This is a genomic window from Enterobacter sp. 18A13, from assembly GCF_007035975.1.
Classification (GTDB): domain Bacteria; phylum Pseudomonadota; class Gammaproteobacteria; order Enterobacterales; family Enterobacteriaceae; genus Enterobacter; species Enterobacter vonholyi.
On record NZ_AP019634.1, the window covers coordinates 2,923,931 to 2,944,534 of the forward strand.

Below are 20,604 nucleotides of genomic sequence, written 5' to 3' on the forward strand. Positions count from 1 at the left end.
CACAAAATCGCAATATCAGAGACTTACAGAATATTGGTGAATAAAAAGCCAACGGCTTGTTAAGTTATTGTTGCCATTAATTGTATTTATTCGTCGGATTATATTCATGCAAGAAATGCATCAGTCGATGCGGCATTTGCGCTTATCTAATTCCTCATCCTGATCCAGTTTTCAGAAACAGACGCGTAAAACGTCAACAATAAAACTGGAGATAACCATGTTTTCCTCAACCTCACCTGCAACCGTACGTTCGAAGGCGGGCGCCATACTTCGCGTCACGTCCGGCAACTTTCTTGAGCAATTCGATTTCTTTCTGTTCGGCTTCTATGCCACCTATATCGCCCACACGTTCTTCCCGGCAAGCAGTGAATTTGCGTCGCTGATGATGACCTTCGCGGTCTTCGGCGCGGGCTTTTTGATGCGTCCCATCGGGGCCATCGTGCTTGGCGCCTATATCGACAAGGTGGGGCGCAGAAAGGGGCTGATCGTCACGCTGTCCATCATGGCGGCGGGGACGTTCCTGATCGTGCTTATCCCCTCTTATCAAAGCATCGGTCTGTGGGCGCCGCTGCTGGTGCTGACGGGCCGTCTGCTGCAGGGCTTTTCCGCCGGCGCGGAGCTTGGAGGCGTGTCGGTCTATCTGGCTGAAATCGCCACGCCGGGCCGCAAGGGTTTTTACACCAGCTGGCAGTCCGGTAGCCAGCAGGTCGCCATTATGGTCGCCGCGGCGATGGGCTTTGCGCTGAATGCCCTGATGGCGGAGAGCGCCATTCGCGAATGGGGCTGGCGCATCCCGTTCCTGTTCGGCTGTTTAATCGTGCCGTTTATCTTCTTCCTGCGCCGCAAGCTGGAAGAGACGGAAGAGTTCAGCGCGCGCCGCCAGCATCTGGAGATGCGTCAGGTCTTTAAAACGCTGCTTGGCAACTGGCAGGTCGTGGTCGCGGGCATGCTGATGGTGGCGATGACCACCACCGCGTTCTATCTGATTACCGTCTACGCACCCACCTTTGGTAAAAAGGTGCTGATGCTGAGCGCGTCGGACAGCCTGCTGGTCACGCTGCTGGTGGCGGTTTCTAACTTCATCTGGCTGCCGGTGGGCGGTGCCCTGTCGGATCGTTTCGGCCGCAAGCCGGTGCTGATTGCCATGACCCTGCTGGCGCTGGCGACCAGCTACCCGGCCCTGACGCTGCTGGCGAGCGCCCCCAGCTTCTCCATGATGCTGAGCGTGCTGCTGTGGCTCTCCTTCCTCTACGGCCTTTATAACGGCGCGATGATCCCGGCCCTGACGGAGATTATGCCTGCCGAAGTGCGCGTGGCGGGCTTCTCGCTGGCTTACAGCCTGGCAACGGCGGTCTTTGGCGGCTTTACCCCGGTGATGTCCACCGCGCTGATTGAATACACCGGTGACAAAGCTTCGCCTGGCTACTGGATGAGCTTCGCCGCGGTGTGTGCCCTGCTGGCCACGCTCTACCTCTACCGCCGCCGTGCGGTATCGCTGCAAAACACCGTCAAGTCACAGGGGGCAGTATGAAACGCACTTATCGCTATACCGCCAGCGCGCTGGTGCTGATGTTCCTGAGCGTCAATGCCTTTGCCCAGGACGTAAAGGTCATGATCTCAGGTGGCTTCAAAGCCGCCCTTGAAAAACTGGCTCCGGAATATGAACGCCAGACCGGGGATAAAATCGTGATCATCCCCGGCCCCTCAATGGGCGCTACGCCGCAGGCCATCCCAAACCGCCTGGCGCGCGGCGAGAAGGCCGACGTGGTGATTATGGTGGGCGATGCGCTGGAGAAGCTCGAAAAAGCCAGCCAGACCCAGCCGGGTTCGCGAACTGAACTCGCGGACTCTCCCGTTGGCATGGTGGTGAAAAAAGGTGCGGATGTCCCTGATATCAGCAGCGAGGCGGATCTGCGTAAAACGCTGCTGCAGGCCAGCTCCATCGCCTACTCTGACAGCGCCAGCGGCAGGTACGTCAGCCAGACGTTGTTCAAAAAGCTGGGGATTGAAAAAGAAGTGGCGGGTAAAGCGACAATGGTCGAGCGTATCCCGGTCGCCTCTGAAGTGGCGAAAGGAAAATACGCCGTGGGCTTCCAGCAGGTTAGCGAGCTGCTGCCCGTTCAGGGCGTCACCTTTATCGGCAAAATCCCGGATAATCTGCAATACATCACGCGCTTCGCGGGTGCAGTTACCCGCCATGCAGAACATCCCGGGGAGGGGAAAGCACTGCTGACCTATCTTGCCTCACCGCCCTCACGCGCCGTCATCGAGAAGACGGGGATGATCCCCGTTACGTCCGGCGATACTGCTCGGTGATCTGCTTTTCCAGTTCAGCCGCGATATAAGACTGGATGCGCCCCCGGCGCCGGATAAGCCCTACGGTGCGTTTGACCTCCGGCGCCACCAGCGGCAGATGCGTCAGCAGCGTGTGCTCTGAGGTCGGCATTGACATGGCGGGAACGGCAGCGATGCCGATCCCCGCCTCAACCATACCGAGCATCGTGGTAACGTGGCGCGTTTCGCAGACGCTGGGCCGCTCGGGAACGATATCCCCCAGCATCCGATCGAGCAGGTTACGGTTACCTGACGTTTTATCGAGAGAGATATAATCCTGCTGATAAAATGCCTGCCACGTCAGGTGACTCTTCTGCGCCAGCGGATGATCCTTTCTGCACGCCGCGACGTAGACATCCTCCACAAGCGGGAAAAATTCGATTTCAGACGGCAGGTTTCCTGCGAAGCAGATACCAAAATCCGCCTGGCTTCGGGCCACGGCGTCAATCACATTCCCCGCGCTGCTGTCGATGAGCTTAATGCGCACGCGCGGATAGCGAGACTGAAAGCGACGGATCATATCAGGCATAAAGTAACAGGCGGCGGAAGGTACCGTGGCAACCGTGATCAGCCCCGTCCGCTCTTCGCTGGCTTTATCGACATCCGCCAGCATTGACTCAACGTTGTCGAGCAGCTGCGCGGAGCGCTCGGCAAAGTTTTGCCCGTATAACGTTAAGGCCACGCGGCGGGTGGTACGATCGAACAGCCGGTTTCCCAGCGCGGCTTCCAGCTTTTCAATCCTGCGGCTCAGCGCCGACTGGGATAAACAGATAGATTCAGCGGCGACACGGAAGTTACCGTATTCCACTAACGCTCTGAAAGCATAAAGATCGTTAAGGTCAAAATTCACGGGCATAGCGTCTGGATGTCCTGTCGGGGAATACGCAACAAAGTCAAAAATAATAGCGTCTTACTGAACCACCGCAACCTGTACGGCGATGAAATAGGTCAGAGGTCGTTGAGATGCAGGCGAACATACCCTGCACGATCGGCAATGGCCTGCCGCTCCTCTTCCTTCATGTCCGCAAGCTGTTTAAAGACAATGCCCAGGCGGGGATTGTTACCCAGACGCGCCTGATTGCGCGCAAAGAAATCCCAGTAAAGGGCATTAAAGGGGCACGCCAGCTCCCCAGTGCGCTGGTTATGTTGATACCGGCACCCCTGACAGTAATTACTCATCTTATGAATATATGACGCGCTCGAGACGTAGGGTTTACTCGCCAGTAACCCGCCATCGCCAAACTGGCTCATGCCGAGGGTGTTGGGCAGCTCCACCCATTCGAAGGCATCAATATAGACCCCCAGATACCATTCATGAACCGCCTGCGGCGACAGGCCGCTGAGCAGGCTAAAGTTGCCGATGACCATCAGGCGCTGGATATGGTGGGCGTAAGCCTCCGTGAGCGACTGCCCAATAGCATGTGACAGGCAGCGCATCTGCGTCCTGCCGGTCCAGAACCAGTCCGGCAGCGGAGCGTGCTGGTCTAAGGCATTCAGCTCCCGATAGCCCGGCATCTGCGACCAGTAGATCCCACGCACGTACTCCCGCCAGCCGAGAATTTGTCGGATAAACCCTTCAACGGCGGGCAGCGGCGCATGGCCCGAACGCCATGCCTGCTGGGCGGCTGCGACCACTTCCCGCGGATTAAGCATTTTAGCGTTCAGCGCGAATGAAATTAACGAGTGGAAAAGAAAAGGTTCCTCCGCGTGCATCGCGTCCTGCCAGGCGCCAAAATGGGGGAGCACGTGAGTGATAAATTCCTCAAGCCTGGCTTTGGCTTCCGAACGGTTAAGCGGCCAGCGAAAATTGTCGGCCTGCGGTTCGCCGAAGGTCTTTACCCCACAGCGTTGGATCTCCGCCCATAAGGCTGAATAATCGTGGCCGGGACGCGAGTCGCCCGGCGCGGGCGGCTCGCCGGACCAGCGCTTGCGATTTTCGGCATCGAAATTCCATTTACCTCCCTCCGGCTCGCCTTCTGATGTCAAAAGAATGCCGTGCTGACGACGCATTTCCCGGTAAAAGTACTCCATTCGCCAGCTTTTGCGTGAAGCAAAGAACGCGCTGACCTGTTCCCGCGTGGTGAAAAAATGCTCGCTGCTGACGCAGGCCGTTTCAACGGAGGCCGTCTTCGCCCACGCCTGCAGCTGCGTATCCAGACGCCATTCGTCAGGCTCCTGCCATATCACCCTACCCGCGCTGTAATGCGCGACAAGCGCGTTGAGATTGTCTTCAAGCGCGCCGCGGTTTGAGCCGTCAGAGAGCCGGACATACCTCATCCGATGCCCCTTCTCCTTTAATGCAGAGGCAAACGCGCGCATGGCGGCGAAGATAGCGATAACTTTCTGGGCGTGATGAAGCACATAGGCGGTTTCGGCCCGGAGTTCCAGCATCACGTAAATGACGTTCGGACTGCAGGTATCAAACCAGCTGTGATGCGGATTAAGCTGATCGCCCAGGATCAGACGCAGCTCGGTCAACGGTGGCTCCTGCGACAGCGCTCGGAACAGTATTTAACCTCATTCCAGCATTTAGCCCATTTCTTGCGCCACGTCATGGGTCGCTGGCAGTGCACACACAGCCGACTGGGCAGGTCCTGCTTGTTACCTTTAAAATCGCTCATCTTTTCAATACCGTACTGATTTCTTCACTGAACCTGTGGATGAAGGCTACGACAGACTTCACAAAATGAAGGTGATGCCCGCAAACCGCTACCCACCGCTACGTACGAATGATAGTTTATTCAGGCTGGAATTGTCGCAGTGCGCGATTTTCTGGCATCTTAACCGAACCTGACTTTCCCATTTTTGTTCAAGTAACGAGTTTGCGAGCAAAGCGATGATAAAGTGGCCCTGGAAAACGAATGAAGCTGGCCGGGATATGGCGCTGCCATGGAATGACGCGCTGACAATCCCTGTTCTGGCTAATCTTAAGCCGGATGAACAAGCGAAACTGGTTCAGCTTGCGGATCGTTTTTTACAGCAAAAACGCCTGGTTCCACTGCAGGGTTTCGAGCTCGATCCGCTTAAAAACGCCCGCATCGCCCTGCTTTTCTGTCTTCCGGTGCTTGAGCTCGGCATTGAGTGGCTGGACGGTTTCCACGAAGTGCTTATCTATCCCGCACCTTTCGTGGTGGATGACGAATGGCAGGACGATATCGGGCTGGTGCACAACCAGCGCGTGGTGCAGTCCGGACAAAGCTGGCAGCAGGGGCCGATTATTCTGAACTGGCTCGACATTCAGGACTCGTTCGACGCCTCCGGTTTTAACCTGATTATCCATGAGGTAGCCCACAAGCTGGATACCCGCAACGGCGATCGCGCCAGCGGCGTTCCATTTATCCCGCTTCGCGAAGTGGCGGGCTGGGAGCACGATCTGCACGCGGCGATGGATAACATCCAGGATGAAATAGACCTGGTCGGCGAAAGCGCGGCCAGCATTGACGCCTATGCGGCAACCGACCCGGCCGAGTGCTTTGCGGTGCTCTCGGAGTATTTCTTCAGCGCGCCCGAGCTCTTCGCGCCCCGTTTCCCGGCGCTGTGGCAGCGTTTCTGCCAGTTTTATCAGCAGGATCCCCTGCAGCGTCTGCGGCAAAATGAGGAGTCTGGCGGCCATTCCTCCCGCCAGATCCATTAAGGTTTTTCAGCAGGGGGACGCTCGGTTGACCGTACCCCTATGCTCAACGCTAAAAACAGCAATGCCATTCCCCATGCGGCTACCGTTAAAGACTGCTCGCCGTAAAAACGCGTCACCACGGGCACCAGCAGCGCGCTGACGCCGTAGCCTAACGTGTGGCTGGTGGCGATAACGCCCGCCCCTTTCCCGGTGGTCAGCCTGTCGTTAAGCAGCAGCTGGTAGCCCGGCGTGGCCATCGCCGCCCCGAGTGACGTGATAACAATCCCCACGTAGAACAGCGCTAAACCGGCGACAGTCATCAGCCCTAGTCCTGCCACCATCAACACCGCCGCGATGCAGAGCAACGTCATCGGGGTGAAATGCTGCGGGCGGACCACCAGAAACTGTGCCGCGAGCGTGGCCAGCGCGGCAAGGCTCAGCAGAAACGCGACATGATGGCTGATCTCCCGGGCGTTGCCGTCCAGCAACGGGCTAAGATGCGGCGACAGGCCAAGCTGCATCAGGCTCACCAGCGCCGCCAGCAGCAGCGCCAGCAGCAGGAACGGCAGCATGGAGGCCTGCAGACGGGTTGCCTGGTGAGCTACCGGCGGCAGCGGCGGATCAGCGACTTCGCGAAGCACCAGCAGCAGAGCGATAAGCGGCGCAACCGCCATCAGCCAGAGCGGCGCCACCGGATTAACGCTGAGCATCAGCGCCGCCAGCGGCGGGCCGAGTAAACGCCCGCAGCTGAGGCCGGAGCTTATCGTCGCCAGCGCGGCCATTCTTTTCTCCAGTCCCGCACGCTGAATTGCCCACGTCTGGGCTGCAGGCACCAGCCCCGAGACCGTCAGTCCGTAGAGCAGGCGCGAGAATATAAGCCCCGCCAGCCCCCAGACCGTATCCAGCCTTCCGGCCGCCATCGCCCAGACCATCAGCGCCATCACTACAAAACTGGCCAGATAGCCGCCCAGCGAGGCGAGCATCACGTACTTACACCCCTTTCGCTCGCTTTGACGCCCCCACCAGGGCGATGCGGGTAAAAAAAGCATGGATCCAAACATCAACAGTCCGGCCCAGACCGAGAGCGACAGCCCGGTCAGGTTCACCAGCTGCGGGAGCATCACCAGCAGGCCGTTTTGCCCGACACCTAATAAACCCGCACATAACGCCAGGGGCCAGTTGGCTTTTGAGGTGACGTTTTCGGTCAATATTTCAGAGTCAGCGCGCATGAGAATGTGAACATAGTGTCAATAAATGTGTGGAAATTATGAAGTTTATGAAAACAAATATTGCAAAAATGGTTGCGACTGTAAACAGAATGAATATCATAACGAGAATTATTATCAATCATGGAATGAGGTACATCTATGCGTGCTCTGCTCCGCGCCGCCGGTACAGACGTTGCAGCCCAGTGTTTTTTAAACGCCCTGTTGCGCGAAACGAAGGACTGGCGCTATCTCCCCGCTACCGATGCGGATGCGCTATCTGAGATCCATATCCCGCTTTCCCAAACCCAGGCGCTTCGGGTACCGGTACGCTATTTCTCTCCCACCCAGCACCATCAATACCGTTTCCCGGCAACGCTGATTCATAGCAAGAGTGATAACGGTGACGCCGTCACATTCTCTCAACTGGTTGATTTAATTATTGAAAAACCGTCCGTAAAAGGCTCGCTGGATGCCGATACGCTGGCGCGTTTTAAGCAGCGCGTTCTCGAAAGCCATGTCCACACCTGGCAGGCGATTGATTTACGCCACGGCTGGGCAACCCTGCGCGATAAGCCGCTGACGTTTGCCGACGCGGAACAGGCGCTGCTGGTCGGCCATGCGTTTCACCCGGCACCGAAGTCGCACGAGCCGTTCAACGAAACCGAGGCGCGTCGCTACCTGCCTGATTTCGCCTCCCGCTTCCCGCTGCGCTGGTTTGCCGTTGAGAGCACACTCGTTGCCGGCGACAGCCTGAACGTCTCCCTGCGTGAACGTCTGCTGCGCTTTGCGGCCCAGAGCGCGCCCGAGCTGCTCGGCCACTTCACCGACACCCGTTGGCTGCTGCCGATGCACCCGTGGCAGGCCGACTATCTGCTGGAGCAGGACTGGTGCCAGCGTCTGGCGGAAGACGGTTCACTGCAGGATCTGGGTGAAGCGGGCGCACAGTGGCTGCCCACCAGCTCGTCACGCTCGCTTTACAGCGAAACCAACAGCGACATGATTAAGTTCTCTCTCAGCGTGCGCCTGACCAACTCCGTGCGCACGCTGTCGGTGAAAGAGGTGAAGCGCGGCATGCGCCTGGCGCGTCTGGCAAAAACGGAACGCTGGCAGGAATTACAGGCGCGCTACCCGACCATGCGCGTGATGCAGGAAGACGGCTGGGCAGGACTGCGCGATGACAACGGCGCTATTCAGGAAGAGAGCCTGATGGCCCTGCGCGTTAATCTGCTGTTCGATACGCCAGACACCCAGACCAACGTGCTGGTGAGCCTGACGCAGGCCGCGCCGGACGGCGGCGACAGCCTGCTGGCCGCAGCGGTGCGCCGTCTGAGCCAGCGTCTTGATTTACCGCTCGCCCAGGCCGCCCGCTGCTGGCTGGACGCCTATTGCGACCGCGTATTAATCCCGCTGTTCAGCGCCGAGGCGGACTACGGCCTGGTCCTGCTGGCGCACCAGCAAAATATCCTCGTTGAGATGCAGCAGGATTTCCCGATCGGACTTATCTACCGCGACTGCCAGGGCAGCGCGTGGACCGAAAGTGCCGACGCGTGGCTGAAAGATGCTGGCGAAACTGAGGTGGAAAACCGCTTCGGCGAGAGCCAGCTGCTGCGCTACTTCCCTTACTACCTGCTGCTGAACTCTACCCTTGCCGTCACCGCCGCCCTCGCTGCCGCCGGTTTCGACAGCGAGGAGAGCCTGATGTCCCGGGTGCGCGACGCGCTGGCGGAACTGCGCCGCACGGCGAAGCAGACCCGCTGCCTCGACTACGTTCTCGACAGCCCGACCTGGAACTGCAAAGGCAACTTCTTCTGCTACCTGCACGATCGCAATGAAAACACCATCGCCGATCCGTCGGTGATCTATTTCGACTTTAGCAACCCGTTTTACAAGGAGAAGGCGTGATGGCCATCGCGAATATTGTCCATTCCGGCTACGGCTTTCGCTGCACCGCAACGGATCGCGCGCTGCCGCTGACGTTGGGTCTCGACGGCAGCGCGGTGCTGGAGCGTCTGAAGAAGCTCCCGGACGGCTGGCTGGTGCAAGCCCTGGATCAGCTGTTTGTTGCCGCCCCCGCGCTGACCGGCATTACGTTGCCGTGGGCGGACTGGCAGGATGAACCCCAGGCTCGGGCGCTGTTTGGCCTGGCCCACGGAGATTATCTGGCGCGCGACGCCTTCTGGCAGCTGCCGCTGTGGCTGAAAGGCGAACGGCCGCAGGCGAGCGGCGGAATGCAGTTTGACGAGAGCCGTCAGCTGTACTTCCCGCTGCGCCCTCGCCGCCCGCAGGGTGAAGTGTATCGCCGTTACGATCCGCAGATTAAGCGCACCCTCAGCTTCCGCGTGGCCGACGTGGCGCTGGACGGCGAGCGTTTTACCCGCTGGATGAACAACCCGCGCGTGAACGCCTTCTGGGAGATGGCGGGCCCGCAGGCCGAGCAGGAAAACTACCTGCGCCGTCAGCTTGACTCGACCTACTGCTACCCGGTTATCGGCTGCTTCGACGACCAGCCGTTTGGCTATTTTGAACTCTACTGGGCGGCGGAAGACCGCATTGGCCGCCACTATCGCTGGCAGCCGTTTGACCGCGGGCTACACATGCTGGTGGGCGAAGAGAACTGGCGCGGCGCGCAGTACATCCGCAGCTGGCTGCGCGGCCTGAGCCACTATCTGTATCTCGATGAACCGCGCACCGCGCGCATCGTCGCCGAGCCGCGCTTCGACAACCAGCGCCTGTTCCGCCATCTGGCCTCTGCCGGTTTCGACACGGTGAAAGAGTTCGACTTCCCGCACAAGCGCTCGCGCCTCATCATGAGCCAGCGTCACCGCTTCTTCAGCGAGGTGGGCCTGTGAACGCGCTCTGGGAGAAAGTGAACCGCGAGATGGTGGCGAAGATCCTCGCCGAGCTGGAGTATGAACGCACCCTGCGCGCCGAGCCAGTTTCGTCTGACGCATGGCGCATCACCATGGGCAACGAGTCCTGGCAGTTTAGCGCCGCGCGCGGGATCTGGGGCTGGCTGCATATCGACCCGAACAGCCTGATCGCCGCCAGCGGTGCCGCCGTGGAGGCGGAGAGCGCGCTGCTGCAGCTGGCGAAGGTGCTGGAGATGAGCGACGCGCAAACGGCGGAGCACATGGAAGATCTCTACGCCACGCTGCGCGGCGATATGCAGCTGCTGCAGGCGCGTGAAGCGCTGGACGCGGACGCGCTGATCCACCTCGACCCGGACGAATTACAGTGTCTGATGCGCGGCCATCCGAAGTTTATTTTCAACAAAGGCCGCCGCGGCTGGGGTCTGGACGCGCTGCGCCAGTACGCGCCGGAGTACCGCGGACGTTTTCGTCTGCACTGGGTTGCCGTTCAGCGGGAGCATCTGGTCTGGAGCAGCGACGTCGATTGCGATATCAGCGCCCTGCTGGCCAGCGCCATGGACAACGCCGAGCGCGCCCGCTTTGACGCCCGCTGGCAGGCGCTGGGTCTCAACGACGGCTGGCTGCCCGTACCGCTGCACCCGTGGCAGTGGCAGCAGAAGATCGCCATTCATTTCCTGGCGCAGCTGGCGCGCGGTGAGATGGTTGAGCTGGGCGAATTTGGCGACGAGTATCTGGCGCAGCAGTCCCTGCGCACGCTCACCAACGCCAGCCGTCGCGCGCCGTATGACATCAAGCTTCCGCTGACTATTTACAACACCTCCTGCTATCGCGGTATTCCGGGCAAATACATTGCCGCCGGGCCGCTGGCCTCGCGCTGGCTGCAGCAGCAGTTCGCCAGCGACGCTACGCTTGCCCGCTCTGGCGCGCAGGTACTGGGCGAACCCGCAGCCGGATACCTGTCGCACCCCGGCTATGCGGCGCTGCCGAAAGCGCCCTATCGCTATCAGGAGATGCTGGGGGTGATCTGGCGCGAGAACCCATCCTGTTATCTTCAGGACGGCGAACAGGCGGTGCTGCTGGCGGCGCTAATGGAAACCGACAACGACGGGCGCCCGCTGATCGACGCGTGGATTAAACGCTCGGGGTTAAGCGCCGAAGCGTGGCTGGAAAAGCTGTTTGAGGCAACGGTGATCCCGTTCTATCACCTGCTCTGCCGCTACGGCGTGGCGCTGATCGCCCACGGGCAGAACGTGACGCTGGTGATGAAGGACTACATTCCCCAACGCATCCTGCTGAAGGATTTCCAGGGCGATATGCGCCTGGTGGACGAGGATTTCCCGCAGGCCCAGAGCCTGCCGGAACAGGTGAAGGCCGTCACGGCGCGCCTGAGCGCGGATTACATCATTCACGATCTGCAAACCGGCAACTTTGTGACGGTGCTGCGTTTTATCTCGCGCCTCACGCTGCAAAGCGGCGTCAGCGAAACGCGTTTCTATCAGATCCTCGCCGGGGTTCTGCACCGCTATATGGCCGCGCACCCCGAGCTTGCGGAACGCTTCGCCAAATTCGATCTCTTCAAGCCGCAGATTATTCGCGTGATCCTCAACCCGGTCAAACTGACCTTCTCCGAACACGACGGCGGCAGCCGCATGCTGCCGAACTACGTCACCGACCTAGACAACCCTCTTTTTCTGGCCTCCAGGGAGTCAGCGCAATGAAAACCTATGATTTCATCGGCATTGGTATCGGCCCTTTTAACCTCAGCGTCGCCGCGCTGGCGGAAGGGCTGGACGGCTTTAGCTCGCTGTTCCTCGAGCGTAAACCGCACTTCTCCTGGCACCCGGGAATGATGGTGCCGGACTGCCACATGCAGACCAGCTTCCTGAAGGATCTGGTCAGCGCCGTTGAGCCGACCAACCGCCACAGCTTCCTGAACTATCTGGTGCAGCGCAAAAAGTTCTACCGCTTCCTGACCACCGAACAGCGCACCGTTTCGCGGGAAGAGTTTGCGGACTACCTGTGCTGGGCGGCAGACAACCTCACCAACCTTGCCTTCAGCCAGCGGGTGCAGCAGGTGAACTTTGATGAGAAAAGCGGCCTGTTTGAGGTGGTGACCCAGCGCGACCGCTTCCTGGCGCGCCACGTCTGCGTGGGGATTGGCAAACAGATCAACCTGCCGGACTGCGTCACGACTCAGGACGATACCTGCTTCCACGCCAGCGAGATGATGCTGCGCACGCCGGACCTTACGGGCAAGCGCGTTACCGTCGTCGGCGGCGGCCAGAGCGGCGCCGACCTGTTCCTGAATATTTTCCGTGGCGAATGGGGCCAGCCGCTGAGCCTGAACTGGGTCTCGCGCCGCAACAACTACAACGCGCTGGATGAAGCCGCCTTTGCTAACGAGTATTTCACGCCGGAGTACGTGGACAGCTTCTCTACGCTCGGTGAAGAGGCGCGTCGTCAGATGCTGCACGAGCAGAAAATGACCTCCGACGGCATCACCACCGAGTCCCTGCTGGCGATTTACCGCGCCATGTACCACCGCTTTGAAGTGCTGCGTGAAAAACCCTGGGCTCACCTGATGCCGTCCCGCTCGGTGACGGCCCTGACGCGCCTGGAAAACGGCCAGCGCCTGAGCATACAGCATCACCTCGACGGCGGACGCGAGCAGCTGGAGAGCGACGTGACGATCTTCGCCACCGGCTATCGCGCCGTGCAGCCTGCGTTCCTCGCGCCGCTGTCTCACCGCCTGCATCTGGATACGGACGAAGCCTTCTGCATCAACAACGATTTCACCCTCGAATGGGACGGCCCGCAGAGCAACCGCCTGTTTGCCGTGAATGCCGGGATGCACCGTCTCGGCATTGCCGAACCCCAGCTCAGCCTGATGGCCTGGCGTGCGGCGCGAATTTTGAATCGCGCGCACGGCGACGAGCCGTTTGAACTGGCTACCACACCTGGCGTTATCCACTGGCGAAGCACCACCAGCCCGGAGAACAGTCAGGTTTTTAAATCCTTAGCAAAAACCACCGAGTACTGACACACACAATCAGGGTCAACATAACAATGAAACGTTCTCATCTTTGGGTTTTAAATCCTTGCTTGCTTGCAATGCTTTCTACCTCTGCGTGGGCGGAAGAACAAAAGGAAGAAAATATCGTTGTCTCCGCCAGCCGCGCGCACCGCAGCGTGGCGGAGATGGCGCAGACTACCTGGGTCATTGAACGGGCTGAAATTGAACAGCAGGTTCAGGGCGGGAAAGAGATTAAAGAGGTGCTGGCACAGCTGATCCCGGGCATGGACGTCAGCAGCCAGGGGCGTACCAACTACGGCATGAACCTGCGCGGCCGCTCCATGATGGTGATGGTGGACGGCGTGCGCCTGAACTCGTCCCGCAGCGACAGCCGCCAGCTGGACTCTATCGATCCGTTCAACATTGACCGTATCGAAGTCATCTCCGGCGCCACGTCACTCTACGGCGGCGGCAGCACCGGTGGCCTGGTGAACATCGTCACCAAAAAGGGCCAGCCGGAGACCGAGGTCGAGTTCCAGACCGGGACAAAGAGCGGCTTTAATAGCCATAACGACCACGATGAGAACGTGTCGGCAGCGGTCAGCGGCGGCAACGATAACGCTTCCGGTCGTCTGTCGGTGTCGTATCAGCGCTACGGCGGCTGGTATGACGGCAACGGCAACGAGGTGATCATCGATAACACCCAGACCGGATTACAGTATTCTGACCGTATTGACGTGATGGGCACAGGCACCATTAACATCGACGATCACCAGCAGCTGCAGCTGACGACCCAGTACTACAAGAGCGAGTCCGACGGTAAGCATGGTCTGTATCTCGGGAAGAACTTCTCGGCGGTCACGGGGGATGCGACCGCGTACAACAAAGGTAATCTGGATTCTGACCGCGTACCGGGTACCGAGCGCCATCTGATCAACCTGCAGTATTCCAATACCGACTTCTGGGGCCAGGATCTTGTTGCGCAGATTTATTATCGCGACGAGAGCCTGACCTACTATCCGTTCCCGACCCTGACCAAAGGCGTGGTGAGCAGCATCGGCGCGTCGCAGCAGAAAACCGATTTTTACGGCGGCAAGCTGACGCTGAACAGCAAGCCGGTGGACGATTTAACGCTGACCTGGGGTGTGGATGCCGACCACGAAACCTTCGACGCCAACCAGCAGTTCTTTAACCTGAGCAAGGCCGCGGCGAGCGGCGGCATGGAGCTGGATAACGCCTACAACGTGGGCCGCTACCCGGGCTACAGCATCACCAACCTCGCCCCGTTCCTGCAGGCCAGCTACGATATTGACGCCATCACCCTGAGCGGCGGCGTGCGCTACCAGTACACCGAGAACAAGGTAGACGATTTTGTCGGTTACACCCAGCAGCAGGCCATCGCCACCGGGAAAGCAGCCTCCGCCGACGCGGTGCCGGGCGGTAAAACCGATTACAACAACTTCCTGTTTAACGCCGGGATCCTCGGTCGCCTGACCGAACAGCAGCAGCTGTGGTTTAACTTCTCCCAGGGCTTCGAAATTCCGGACCTGGCGAAGTACTACGGCTCCGGCACCTATCAGCTCAGCAACGGTCACTATCGCCTGCTGAACAGCGTCAATGTCAACGACTCGACGCTGGACGGTATCAAGGTCAACGCTTATGAGCTGGGCTGGCGCTACACCGGGGATAACCTGCGCACCCAGGTCGCGGCATATTACTCGCTCTCGGATAAAACCATCACCATCAACAAGACGGATATGACCATCAACCTGGAAGACGACAAGCGTCGTATCTACGGGGTGGAAGGTCAGGTGGACTATTTCTTCACAGACAGCGACTGGAGCACGGGCGCGAACTTTAACGCCATCAAGTCAGAAACCCGCGAAAACGGGAAATGGGAGAAGCTGACTGTTGACAGCGCCAGCCCGTCGAAAGCCAGCGCGTGGGTCAACTGGGCGCCGGGCGACTGGACCCTGCGCGTGCAGAGCACGCAGACCTTTGACGTGTCAGACTCCGACGGCAAGAAGATTGATGGCTATAACACGGTCGACTTCCTGGGCAGCTACGCCCTGCCGGTGGGTAAGGTCAGCTTCAGCGTGGAAAACCTGCTGGACAAAGACTACACCACCGCCTGGGGCCAGCGCGCGCCGGGGCTGTATAGCCCAACCTACGGTGCACCGGGTCTGTATACCTATAAAGGCCGTGGACGGACGTTTGGTCTGAACTACTCCGTACTGTTCTAATCCTGCGCGCCGCCTGCGGGCGGCGCATTTCGCTGTGTAATTTCAACGCAAATTTACTATAAAATCAGCGATTTGCTGAAATTGTCGGCAAACGAACAAAAAGCGCGTTTTCACCCTTTGACAAGGCGAACTGAGGTCGCTACTATGCGCCTCGTTCACACGATTCCTCTGTAGTTCAGTCGGTAGAACGGCGGACTGTTAATCCGTATGTCACTGGTTCGAGTCCAGTCAGAGGAGCCAAATTTGAAAAGCCTGCTTTTGAAGCAGGCTTTTTGCTTTTCTGCGTCCGGAAAATTTGTCGGGTGGCGGCTTCGCCTTACCCGGCCCAGGGGACCCTGGGGCACGGTAAGCGCAGCGCCTCCGGGCAATAAACCGCTGCTCTCATCATTTTTCCTCTGTCTTATTTTCGACTGGCGGAAAGACCAGTAATACTCAGGGCAGCCTGGCAATCACCTTAATTTCAAACTGGAACCCGTACAGCCACGTCACGCCGACCCCGGTCAGCGTAGGGTAAGGCGCTTCCCCCCAATATTCTGGCAGGATACTCCAGATTGCGTCGAGGTTTGACTCGGGATCGACGACAAAGAGGGTCACGTCAACCACGTCATCGAACGTGCAGCCCGCAGCCGCGAGGACAGCAATAAGATTATCGAAGGCCAGCCTGACCTGCGCTTTCAGATCGGGCTCAGGCGAACCATCCTCGCGGCTACCCACCTGCCCCGAAACAAACAGGAAACCGTTGGATTTGATGGCCGGTGAATACCGATTGCGCTCATAGAGCGCCTGGCGTCCGAGGGGAAAAACAGCTTCGCGTGTTGTCATGTTTGTACCTTTGAAATAGGGCGAAATCAGCCCGTTGAACATAAAGACACTTTACAGGTGCAGGTTCGGGCAGATAAACAAGCGACTTTGTCCATCATTGTTTGTAATATCCAAACAATCGGTGAAAAGAGAGGACAAGGGATGGATCGTTTCGACGCGATGCGCGCCTTTGCTCGCGTGGTGGAGGCAGGTAGCTTCACAAAGGCTGCCCAAACGCTTCATATGAGCAAAACTACAGTGACGCAGCTCATTCAGCAGCTCGAAGCGCGCCTGCGCGTCAAATTGCTCCATCGCACCACCCGCAGGCTCGGCGTTACTCCTGATGGCGCGGTCTACTACGAGCGCGTCATCCGCCTGCTGGCGGACATGGAAGATGCTGAAAACAGCCTGTCCAGTGCGACGATGACGCCCAGGGGACGCCTGCGGGTAGATGTGCCGACTCCTCTCGCACGCCTGGTGCTGGTGCCCGCGCTACCGGCTTTTCACGCACGCTACCCTGAAATCCAGTTCGACATGGGCGTGAGTGACCGGGTGGTGGATCTGATCGGCGACAACGTGGATTGTGTCGTGCGGGGCGGCGAAATCAACGACCAGTCCCTGATCGCACGCCATGTCGGTGATTTGCAAATCGGTATTTACGTCGCACCGAGCTATGTGGAACGCCTCGGCGCCCCTGCGCACCCGCGAGAGCTGGAAAATACCGACCATCGCATAGTGGGATTCTTATCCTCACGCACCGGTAAGATTGATCCTCTGGTACTGCACGATGAGAGTGAACATATTGAAATCACGGGCAACTATGTACTTGCCGTGGATGATGGCAACGCCTATCTCGAGGCTGGGCTAGCGGGATTGGGCGTGATTGCGCTGCCGGTCTATATGGCGGCAGCACATCAGGCTCGCGGTGCCTTGATTCCGCTATTTGAACGCTGGCGTATTGCTCCAATGCCCCTGTACCTGGCATTTCCGCCGAACCGCCATGTCAACGCCAGACTGCGTGTTTTTATTGACTGGATCGTTGAGTTGATGCAGCAGCATATCCCCACTACTTACAACAAGTGACGACATCCCTGCCCCCTGATTCGGTCAGCGCAGCGCTGCCGGGCAAGCCAGCAGCTATATCTGATAATCAATCGCCACTTCTTCCGGCTCCATGACCTGACGTTTAATCTCATCCACCGACAGCCCGGCATTGCACAGCTCGATAAAGCGCCACACATAGTTGCGCTGCAGCTGCCCGCGCTTCAGGCCAAGCCATACGGTGTTGGCGTCAAACAGATGACGCGTATCAAGACGCACCAGGTTACCGTCTTCGCGTTCTCCGCTGGACTGTTCCGCCACCAGACCAATGCCCAGACCCAGCTCGACGTAGGTTTTGATCACATCAGAATCCTGCGCGCTCAGCACGATGTCCGGCGTTAACCCTTTACGGTTGAAGGCTTCATCAATACGCGAGCGTCCGGTGATCCCCTGGCGGTAGGTAATGAGCGGCCATTTCGCAATGTCTTCCAGCGTCAGGGGAGAGACCTGATTGAGCGGATGATCGACCGGGAGTAATAAGCTGTGGTACCAGCGGAACCAGGGGAACGCCACCAGCAGCGGGTCGTTGCTCAGGCGTTCGCTGGCTATGCCGATATCCGCCCCACCGTTTTGCAGCAGCACTTCAATTTCCTGCGGCGTGCCCTGAATAAGCTCCAGACGGACATCAGGGAAAAGTTCGCGGAACGCTTTAATCACCGGCGGCAGGCTGTAGCGCGCCTGGGTGTGGGTAGTGGCAATAGTGAGCACGCCCGAGGCGTCGTTAGTGAAGAGATCCGCCAGACGACGCACGTTGCTGGCCTCGTTGAGGATCCGCTCTGCGATGGTGAGCAAAGCCTTACCCGGCTCCGTCATGCCGAGCAGCCGCTTGCCGCGACGGATAAAGATCTCTATGCCCAGTTCCTCTTCCAGCTCGCGGATATGGCGGCTGACGCCGGACTGAGAGGTATAAAGCATATTGGCGACCTCGGTCAGGTTGTAGTCCCGCCTGGCCGCCTCACGGATGATTTTAAGTTGCTGGAAATTCACGATTCACTCCGGCGCATCTGACATAGCTCTATTGTTAGAGTCTGTTGCGCTGCAGAACAAATAATAAAAACCAGCATCTTATGCTTTTATGGAATATCAGCTCACGAGCTGGAGTTCACGGTTCTCAAGCGACGGCTTGCTGACCAGCGACATCAAAATCTCTTTTACCGCCTGCGCCTGCGGCGACAGCGAACCGCGTGCAGACATGTTCAGCGACAGCGGCAGGCTCATCGAAGGCGTAGTGATCCGCGCCATCCAGCCGTTCGCCGCGCTGCACAGCGAGCGGGCTGCGGATTCCGGCAGAACCGTCACACCCATTCCGCTGGCAATGGCCGCGGTGAGCGTGGAGATTGAGTCAATTTCACCGATGATTTTGGCCGTCAGGCGGCGCAGGGAGAACGCTTCGTCCACGCGCACGCGCACGGCGCTGTAGTCGCGCGGCAGATAAAGGTTCATCTCTGCCACGGCGGTAAGGTCTACGCTCTGGCCCGGACAGTCGCGGGTGCCCACGAGGTAGAGATCTTCTTTCAGCAGCGGCTGGCTGGTGATCCCGGCGGCCGGGGAGCGATCGTAAAGAACCGCCATATCTAACTGGCCGTTGAGCAGTTTTTCATTCAGTACGGAACCGCTGTTTTCGTGCAGATAGACCAGAACTTCAGGCAGCTCGGCGCGGACGGCCTGCAGCAGCGGCATGGTAATAGAGGACGCGGCCGTTCCCGGCGCCAGGCCGATAGAAACGTGCCCGCTCAGTGTCTGGCCTACGTTGTTCACCGCCAGCTGCGCCTGTTCACACTGACGAAGAATGGTGCGCGCGTGGGTATAGAGGATTTTGCCTGCTTCCGTTGGCGTAACGCCGCGTTTGGTACGAATCAGTAGCTGCTGATCCATCTCGCCTTCCAGAGTAGCCACCTGCTGGCTCAGCGCAGGCTGCGCGATATGCAGCACTTCTGCCGCTTGAGTCAGGCTGCCGATATCGACGATTTTTACGAAGTATTTCAGTCGTCTTAAGTTCATTTTGCCCCCTGTTCGAAATGCTGTGCCGGAACCGGCTGTCGTTGTTGAACAGGTTTTGCAATATGAATGCCACTTTTACCAGGCGGTCTGAATTGGGCGCTAAGCGCCTGAAAATAAGGAAACCTAATCATGGAGGGGGGTTTTATTACCGAAACAGCAGTTTATGATCTGCCCCATTAGGGGTATACCCGCACCATGACGGTGCATTCCGCTGCCAAAAACATCACTTTGCCGATTTTGTCAGCAAACGATCAAAAGGCGTAGATCCACCCTTTGACAAGGCGAACGCAGGTCGATAATATGCGCCCCGTTCACACGATTCCTCTGTAGTTCAGTCGGTAGAACGGCGGACTGTTAATCCGTATGTCACTGGTTCGAGTCCAGTCAGAGGAGCCAAATTTGAAAAGCCTGCTTTTGAAGCAGGCTTTTTGCTTTCCTGCGTCGGGTAAAATTGTCGGGTGGCGGCTTCGCCTTACCCGCCCTACGGGACTCGTGTGTCCCCGCACTATGCCTTTACATGCCAAGCTTCACCGGCATCCCGGACCGCCGTTCCAGTTCGGCTCCTGCCCCCTCGTTTATCAGCTGCGTCCGCTGCGCGGCGGAGATGGGCAGCGGCACTTTCCGGGTCGATTCAAATTCCGCGCGGTTGCGTGATAATGGCTCGTGAACTTCCACCCAGCGGCTGCCGTCCGGCTCGGTGGTGACTTTAACCGGCCTGTCGATAAGCTGCACGCGGGTTCCTACGGGAACGTTATCGAAAAGGTATTTGATGTCGTTATTGCGCAGACGGATACAGCCCTGGCTCACCCGCAGCCCGATGCCGAAATTCGAGTTTGTGCCGTGAATGGCATACAGCCTGCCAATATAAATCGCATACAGGCCCATCGGGTTATCCGGCCCGGCGGGTACGAATGCCGGAAGCGTTTTCCCTTCTGCCGCATAGGCACGACGCGTGTTCGGCGTCGGAGACCAGGTTGGCCCCTCCTGCTTACGCTCAACGGCCGTCACCCAGTTACGCGGAGTTTCGCGTCCGGCCTGACCGATACCGATGGGCAGTACTTCAACGGTATTGCCGCCTGGCGGATAATAGTAGAGACGCATTTCCGCGGCATTCACGATAATGCCCTCGCGGACGGTGTCGGGCAAAATCAGCTGCTGAGGGATCGTCAGCCGGGTGCCGGATTTAGGCAAAAAAGGATCTACGCCCGGGTTCGCTTCCAGCAGATTGCTCAGCCCCTGCCCGTACTGCGCGGCAAAGGCTTCCAGAGGCAGCGTGTTACCTTCAGGAACGGTGATGATAATCGGGGTTCCCACCAGACGACTGCCTTCCGGCGGTAGGGTATAGGTTACGGCAAACGCACCGGGTATAGCGGCACACAGCGCAAGGACGAACCAGGTAAGTCGCATCATAATTTCCTGT

At 58.7% G+C, this 20,604-nt stretch carries 17 protein-coding genes and 2 tRNA genes; 11 read left to right on the forward strand and 8 right to left on the reverse strand.

Annotated elements, in window-relative coordinates:
* The first annotated feature begins 217 nt into the window (after positions 1-217).
* Together FOY93_RS14250 and FOY93_RS14255 are read left to right on the forward strand one after the other, a co-directional pair.
* On the forward strand, positions 218-1,531 hold the full coding sequence (locus FOY93_RS14250; protein ID WP_127731546.1) for an MFS transporter: 1,314 nt from the start codon (positions 218-220) through the stop codon (positions 1,529-1,531).
* Positions 1,528-2,316 (forward strand): substrate-binding domain-containing protein, encoded by a 789-nt coding sequence (locus tag FOY93_RS14255; RefSeq protein ID WP_133294737.1) that lies wholly within the window; start codon positions 1,528-1,530, stop codon positions 2,314-2,316. Before FOY93_RS14250 ends, FOY93_RS14255 begins: the two co-directional genes overlap by 4 nt.
* On the opposite strand, the gene psrA is transcribed toward FOY93_RS14255, so the two are convergent.
* The 3 genes from psrA to FOY93_RS14270 all read right to left on the reverse strand — a co-directional run bounded on the left by psrA (position 2,291) and on the right by FOY93_RS14270 (position 4,955).
* Positions 2,291-3,190, reverse strand: coding sequence for an L-proline-binding transcription factor PsrA (gene psrA / locus FOY93_RS14260; protein WP_133294738.1), 900 nt, complete (start codon positions 3,188-3,190; stop codon positions 2,291-2,293). The two genes, FOY93_RS14255 and psrA, sit on opposite strands and share 26 nt — an antisense overlap.
* Before the next feature lie 92 nt (positions 3,191-3,282).
* Positions 3,283-4,812, reverse strand: a complete 1,530-nt coding sequence (locus FOY93_RS14265) for a cryptochrome/photolyase family protein (protein WP_133294739.1) — start codon at positions 4,810-4,812, stop codon at positions 3,283-3,285.
* Positions 4,809-4,955: a DUF2256 domain-containing protein gene (locus FOY93_RS14270; RefSeq protein WP_071530926.1), complete on the reverse strand. Its 147-nt coding sequence runs from the start codon at positions 4,953-4,955 to the stop codon at positions 4,809-4,811. The genes FOY93_RS14265 and FOY93_RS14270 overlap by 4 nt, the downstream gene beginning before the upstream one ends.
* A 215-nt stretch (positions 4,956-5,170) precedes the next feature.
* Here FOY93_RS14270 and mtfA point away from each other — a divergent pair, with 215 nt between their 5' ends.
* Positions 5,171-5,968 carry a DgsA anti-repressor MtfA gene (gene mtfA / locus FOY93_RS14275; protein WP_111966040.1) on the forward strand — a complete coding sequence of 266 codons (798 nt, stop codon included), beginning with the start codon at positions 5,171-5,173 and terminating at the stop codon, positions 5,966-5,968.
* On the opposite strand, the gene FOY93_RS14280 is transcribed toward mtfA, so the two are convergent.
* Positions 5,965-7,176, reverse strand: coding sequence for an MFS transporter (locus tag FOY93_RS14280; RefSeq protein ID WP_136195819.1), 1,212 nt, complete (start codon positions 7,174-7,176; stop codon positions 5,965-5,967). The two genes, mtfA and FOY93_RS14280, sit on opposite strands and share 4 nt — an antisense overlap.
* A 138-nt stretch (positions 7,177-7,314) precedes the next feature.
* Here FOY93_RS14280 and FOY93_RS14285 point away from each other — a divergent pair, with 138 nt between their 5' ends.
* The 6 genes from FOY93_RS14285 (at position 7,315) to FOY93_RS14310 (ending at position 15,521) form a co-directional block, all read left to right on the forward strand.
* Positions 7,315-9,057 carry an IucA/IucC family protein gene (locus FOY93_RS14285; protein WP_143345281.1) on the forward strand — a complete coding sequence of 581 codons (1,743 nt, stop codon included), beginning with the start codon at positions 7,315-7,317 and terminating at the stop codon, positions 9,055-9,057.
* Positions 9,057-10,004 carry a GNAT family N-acetyltransferase gene (locus tag FOY93_RS14290; RefSeq protein ID WP_143345282.1) on the forward strand — a complete coding sequence of 316 codons (948 nt, stop codon included), beginning with the start codon at positions 9,057-9,059 and terminating at the stop codon, positions 10,002-10,004. The genes FOY93_RS14285 and FOY93_RS14290 overlap by 1 nt, the downstream gene beginning before the upstream one ends.
* Positions 10,001-11,743, forward strand: coding sequence for an IucA/IucC family protein (gene iucC / locus FOY93_RS14295; RefSeq protein WP_143345283.1), 1,743 nt, complete (start codon positions 10,001-10,003; stop codon positions 11,741-11,743). The genes FOY93_RS14290 and iucC overlap by 4 nt, the downstream gene beginning before the upstream one ends.
* Positions 11,740-13,065 carry a lysine N(6)-hydroxylase/L-ornithine N(5)-oxygenase family protein gene (locus FOY93_RS14300; RefSeq protein ID WP_133294744.1) on the forward strand — a complete coding sequence of 442 codons (1,326 nt, stop codon included), beginning with the start codon at positions 11,740-11,742 and terminating at the stop codon, positions 13,063-13,065. The genes iucC and FOY93_RS14300 overlap by 4 nt, the downstream gene beginning before the upstream one ends.
* 26 nt (positions 13,066-13,091) lie before the next feature.
* Positions 13,092-15,281, forward strand: a complete 2,190-nt coding sequence (locus tag FOY93_RS14305; protein WP_115875755.1) for a TonB-dependent siderophore receptor — start codon at positions 13,092-13,094, stop codon at positions 15,279-15,281.
* 164 nt (positions 15,282-15,445) lie between these two features.
* Positions 15,446-15,521, forward strand: a tRNA-Asn gene (locus tag FOY93_RS14310).
* Positions 15,522-15,713: 192 nt separating this feature from the next.
* On the opposite strand, the gene FOY93_RS14315 is transcribed toward FOY93_RS14310, so the two are convergent.
* Positions 15,714-16,103, reverse strand: coding sequence for a RidA family protein (locus tag FOY93_RS14315; protein WP_111966047.1), 390 nt, complete (start codon positions 16,101-16,103; stop codon positions 15,714-15,716).
* Positions 16,104-16,244: 141 nt separating this feature from the next.
* On the opposite strand from FOY93_RS14315, the gene FOY93_RS14320 reads away from it, so the two are divergent.
* On the forward strand, positions 16,245-17,165 hold the full coding sequence (locus tag FOY93_RS14320) for a LysR family transcriptional regulator (RefSeq protein ID WP_143345284.1): 921 nt from the start codon (positions 16,245-16,247) through the stop codon (positions 17,163-17,165).
* Between the two features lie 54 nt (positions 17,166-17,219).
* On the opposite strand, the gene cbl is transcribed toward FOY93_RS14320, so the two are convergent.
* Positions 17,220-18,170, reverse strand: coding sequence for an HTH-type transcriptional regulator Cbl (gene cbl, locus FOY93_RS14325; RefSeq protein WP_028013741.1), 951 nt, complete (start codon positions 18,168-18,170; stop codon positions 17,220-17,222).
* 96 nt (positions 18,171-18,266) lie between these two features.
* Positions 18,267-19,184 (reverse strand): nitrogen assimilation transcriptional regulator NAC, encoded by a 918-nt coding sequence (nac, locus tag FOY93_RS14330; protein WP_143345285.1) that lies wholly within the window; start codon positions 19,182-19,184, stop codon positions 18,267-18,269.
* Positions 19,185-19,504: 320 nt separating this feature from the next.
* Between nac and FOY93_RS14335 the strand changes: the two genes are divergently transcribed.
* Positions 19,505-19,580 (forward strand) — tRNA-Asn (locus tag FOY93_RS14335).
* A 117-nt stretch (positions 19,581-19,697) separates the two neighbouring features.
* Here the strand turns inward: FOY93_RS14335 and ldtA are convergent.
* The gene (gene ldtA, locus FOY93_RS14340; RefSeq protein ID WP_115875759.1) at positions 19,698-20,594 is read right to left on the reverse strand and encodes a L,D-transpeptidase; all 897 of its coding nucleotides are present in this window, start codon (positions 20,592-20,594) and stop codon (positions 19,698-19,700) included.
* Between the last annotated feature and the right edge of the window lie 10 nt (positions 20,595-20,604).

Bases quoted from the DNA above. Each gene is read 5' to 3' on its own strand.
- mtfA (WP_111966040.1), top strand. From the start codon at position 5,171: ATGATAAAGTGGCCCTGGAAAACGAATGAAGCTGGCCGGGATATGGCG.
- FOY93_RS14305 (WP_115875755.1), top strand. From the start codon at position 13,092: ATGAAACGTTCTCATCTTTGGGTTTTAAATCCTTGCTTGCTTGCAATG.
- psrA (WP_133294738.1), bottom strand. From the start codon at position 3,190: ATGCCCGTGAATTTTGACCTTAACGATCTTTATGCTTTCAGAGCGTTA.
- FOY93_RS14270 (WP_071530926.1), bottom strand. From the start codon at position 4,955: ATGAGCGATTTTAAAGGTAACAAGCAGGACCTGCCCAGTCGGCTGTGT.
- FOY93_RS14255 (WP_133294737.1), top strand. From the start codon at position 1,528: ATGAAACGCACTTATCGCTATACCGCCAGCGCGCTGGTGCTGATGTTC.
- FOY93_RS14250 (WP_127731546.1), top strand. From the start codon at position 218: ATGTTTTCCTCAACCTCACCTGCAACCGTACGTTCGAAGGCGGGCGCC.
- FOY93_RS14300 (WP_133294744.1), top strand. From the start codon at position 11,740: ATGAAAACCTATGATTTCATCGGCATTGGTATCGGCCCTTTTAACCTC.
- ldtA (WP_115875759.1), bottom strand. From the start codon at position 20,594: ATGATGCGACTTACCTGGTTCGTCCTTGCGCTGTGTGCCGCTATACCC.
- FOY93_RS14280 (WP_136195819.1), bottom strand. From the start codon at position 7,176: ATGCGCGCTGACTCTGAAATATTGACCGAAAACGTCACCTCAAAAGCC.
- FOY93_RS14315 (WP_111966047.1), bottom strand. From the start codon at position 16,103: ATGACAACACGCGAAGCTGTTTTTCCCCTCGGACGCCAGGCGCTCTAT.
- nac (WP_143345285.1), bottom strand. From the start codon at position 19,184: ATGAACTTAAGACGACTGAAATACTTCGTAAAAATCGTCGATATCGGC.
- FOY93_RS14285 (WP_143345281.1), top strand. From the start codon at position 7,315: ATGCGTGCTCTGCTCCGCGCCGCCGGTACAGACGTTGCAGCCCAGTGT.
- FOY93_RS14320 (WP_143345284.1), top strand. From the start codon at position 16,245: ATGGATCGTTTCGACGCGATGCGCGCCTTTGCTCGCGTGGTGGAGGCA.
- FOY93_RS14290 (WP_143345282.1), top strand. From the start codon at position 9,057: ATGGCCATCGCGAATATTGTCCATTCCGGCTACGGCTTTCGCTGCACC.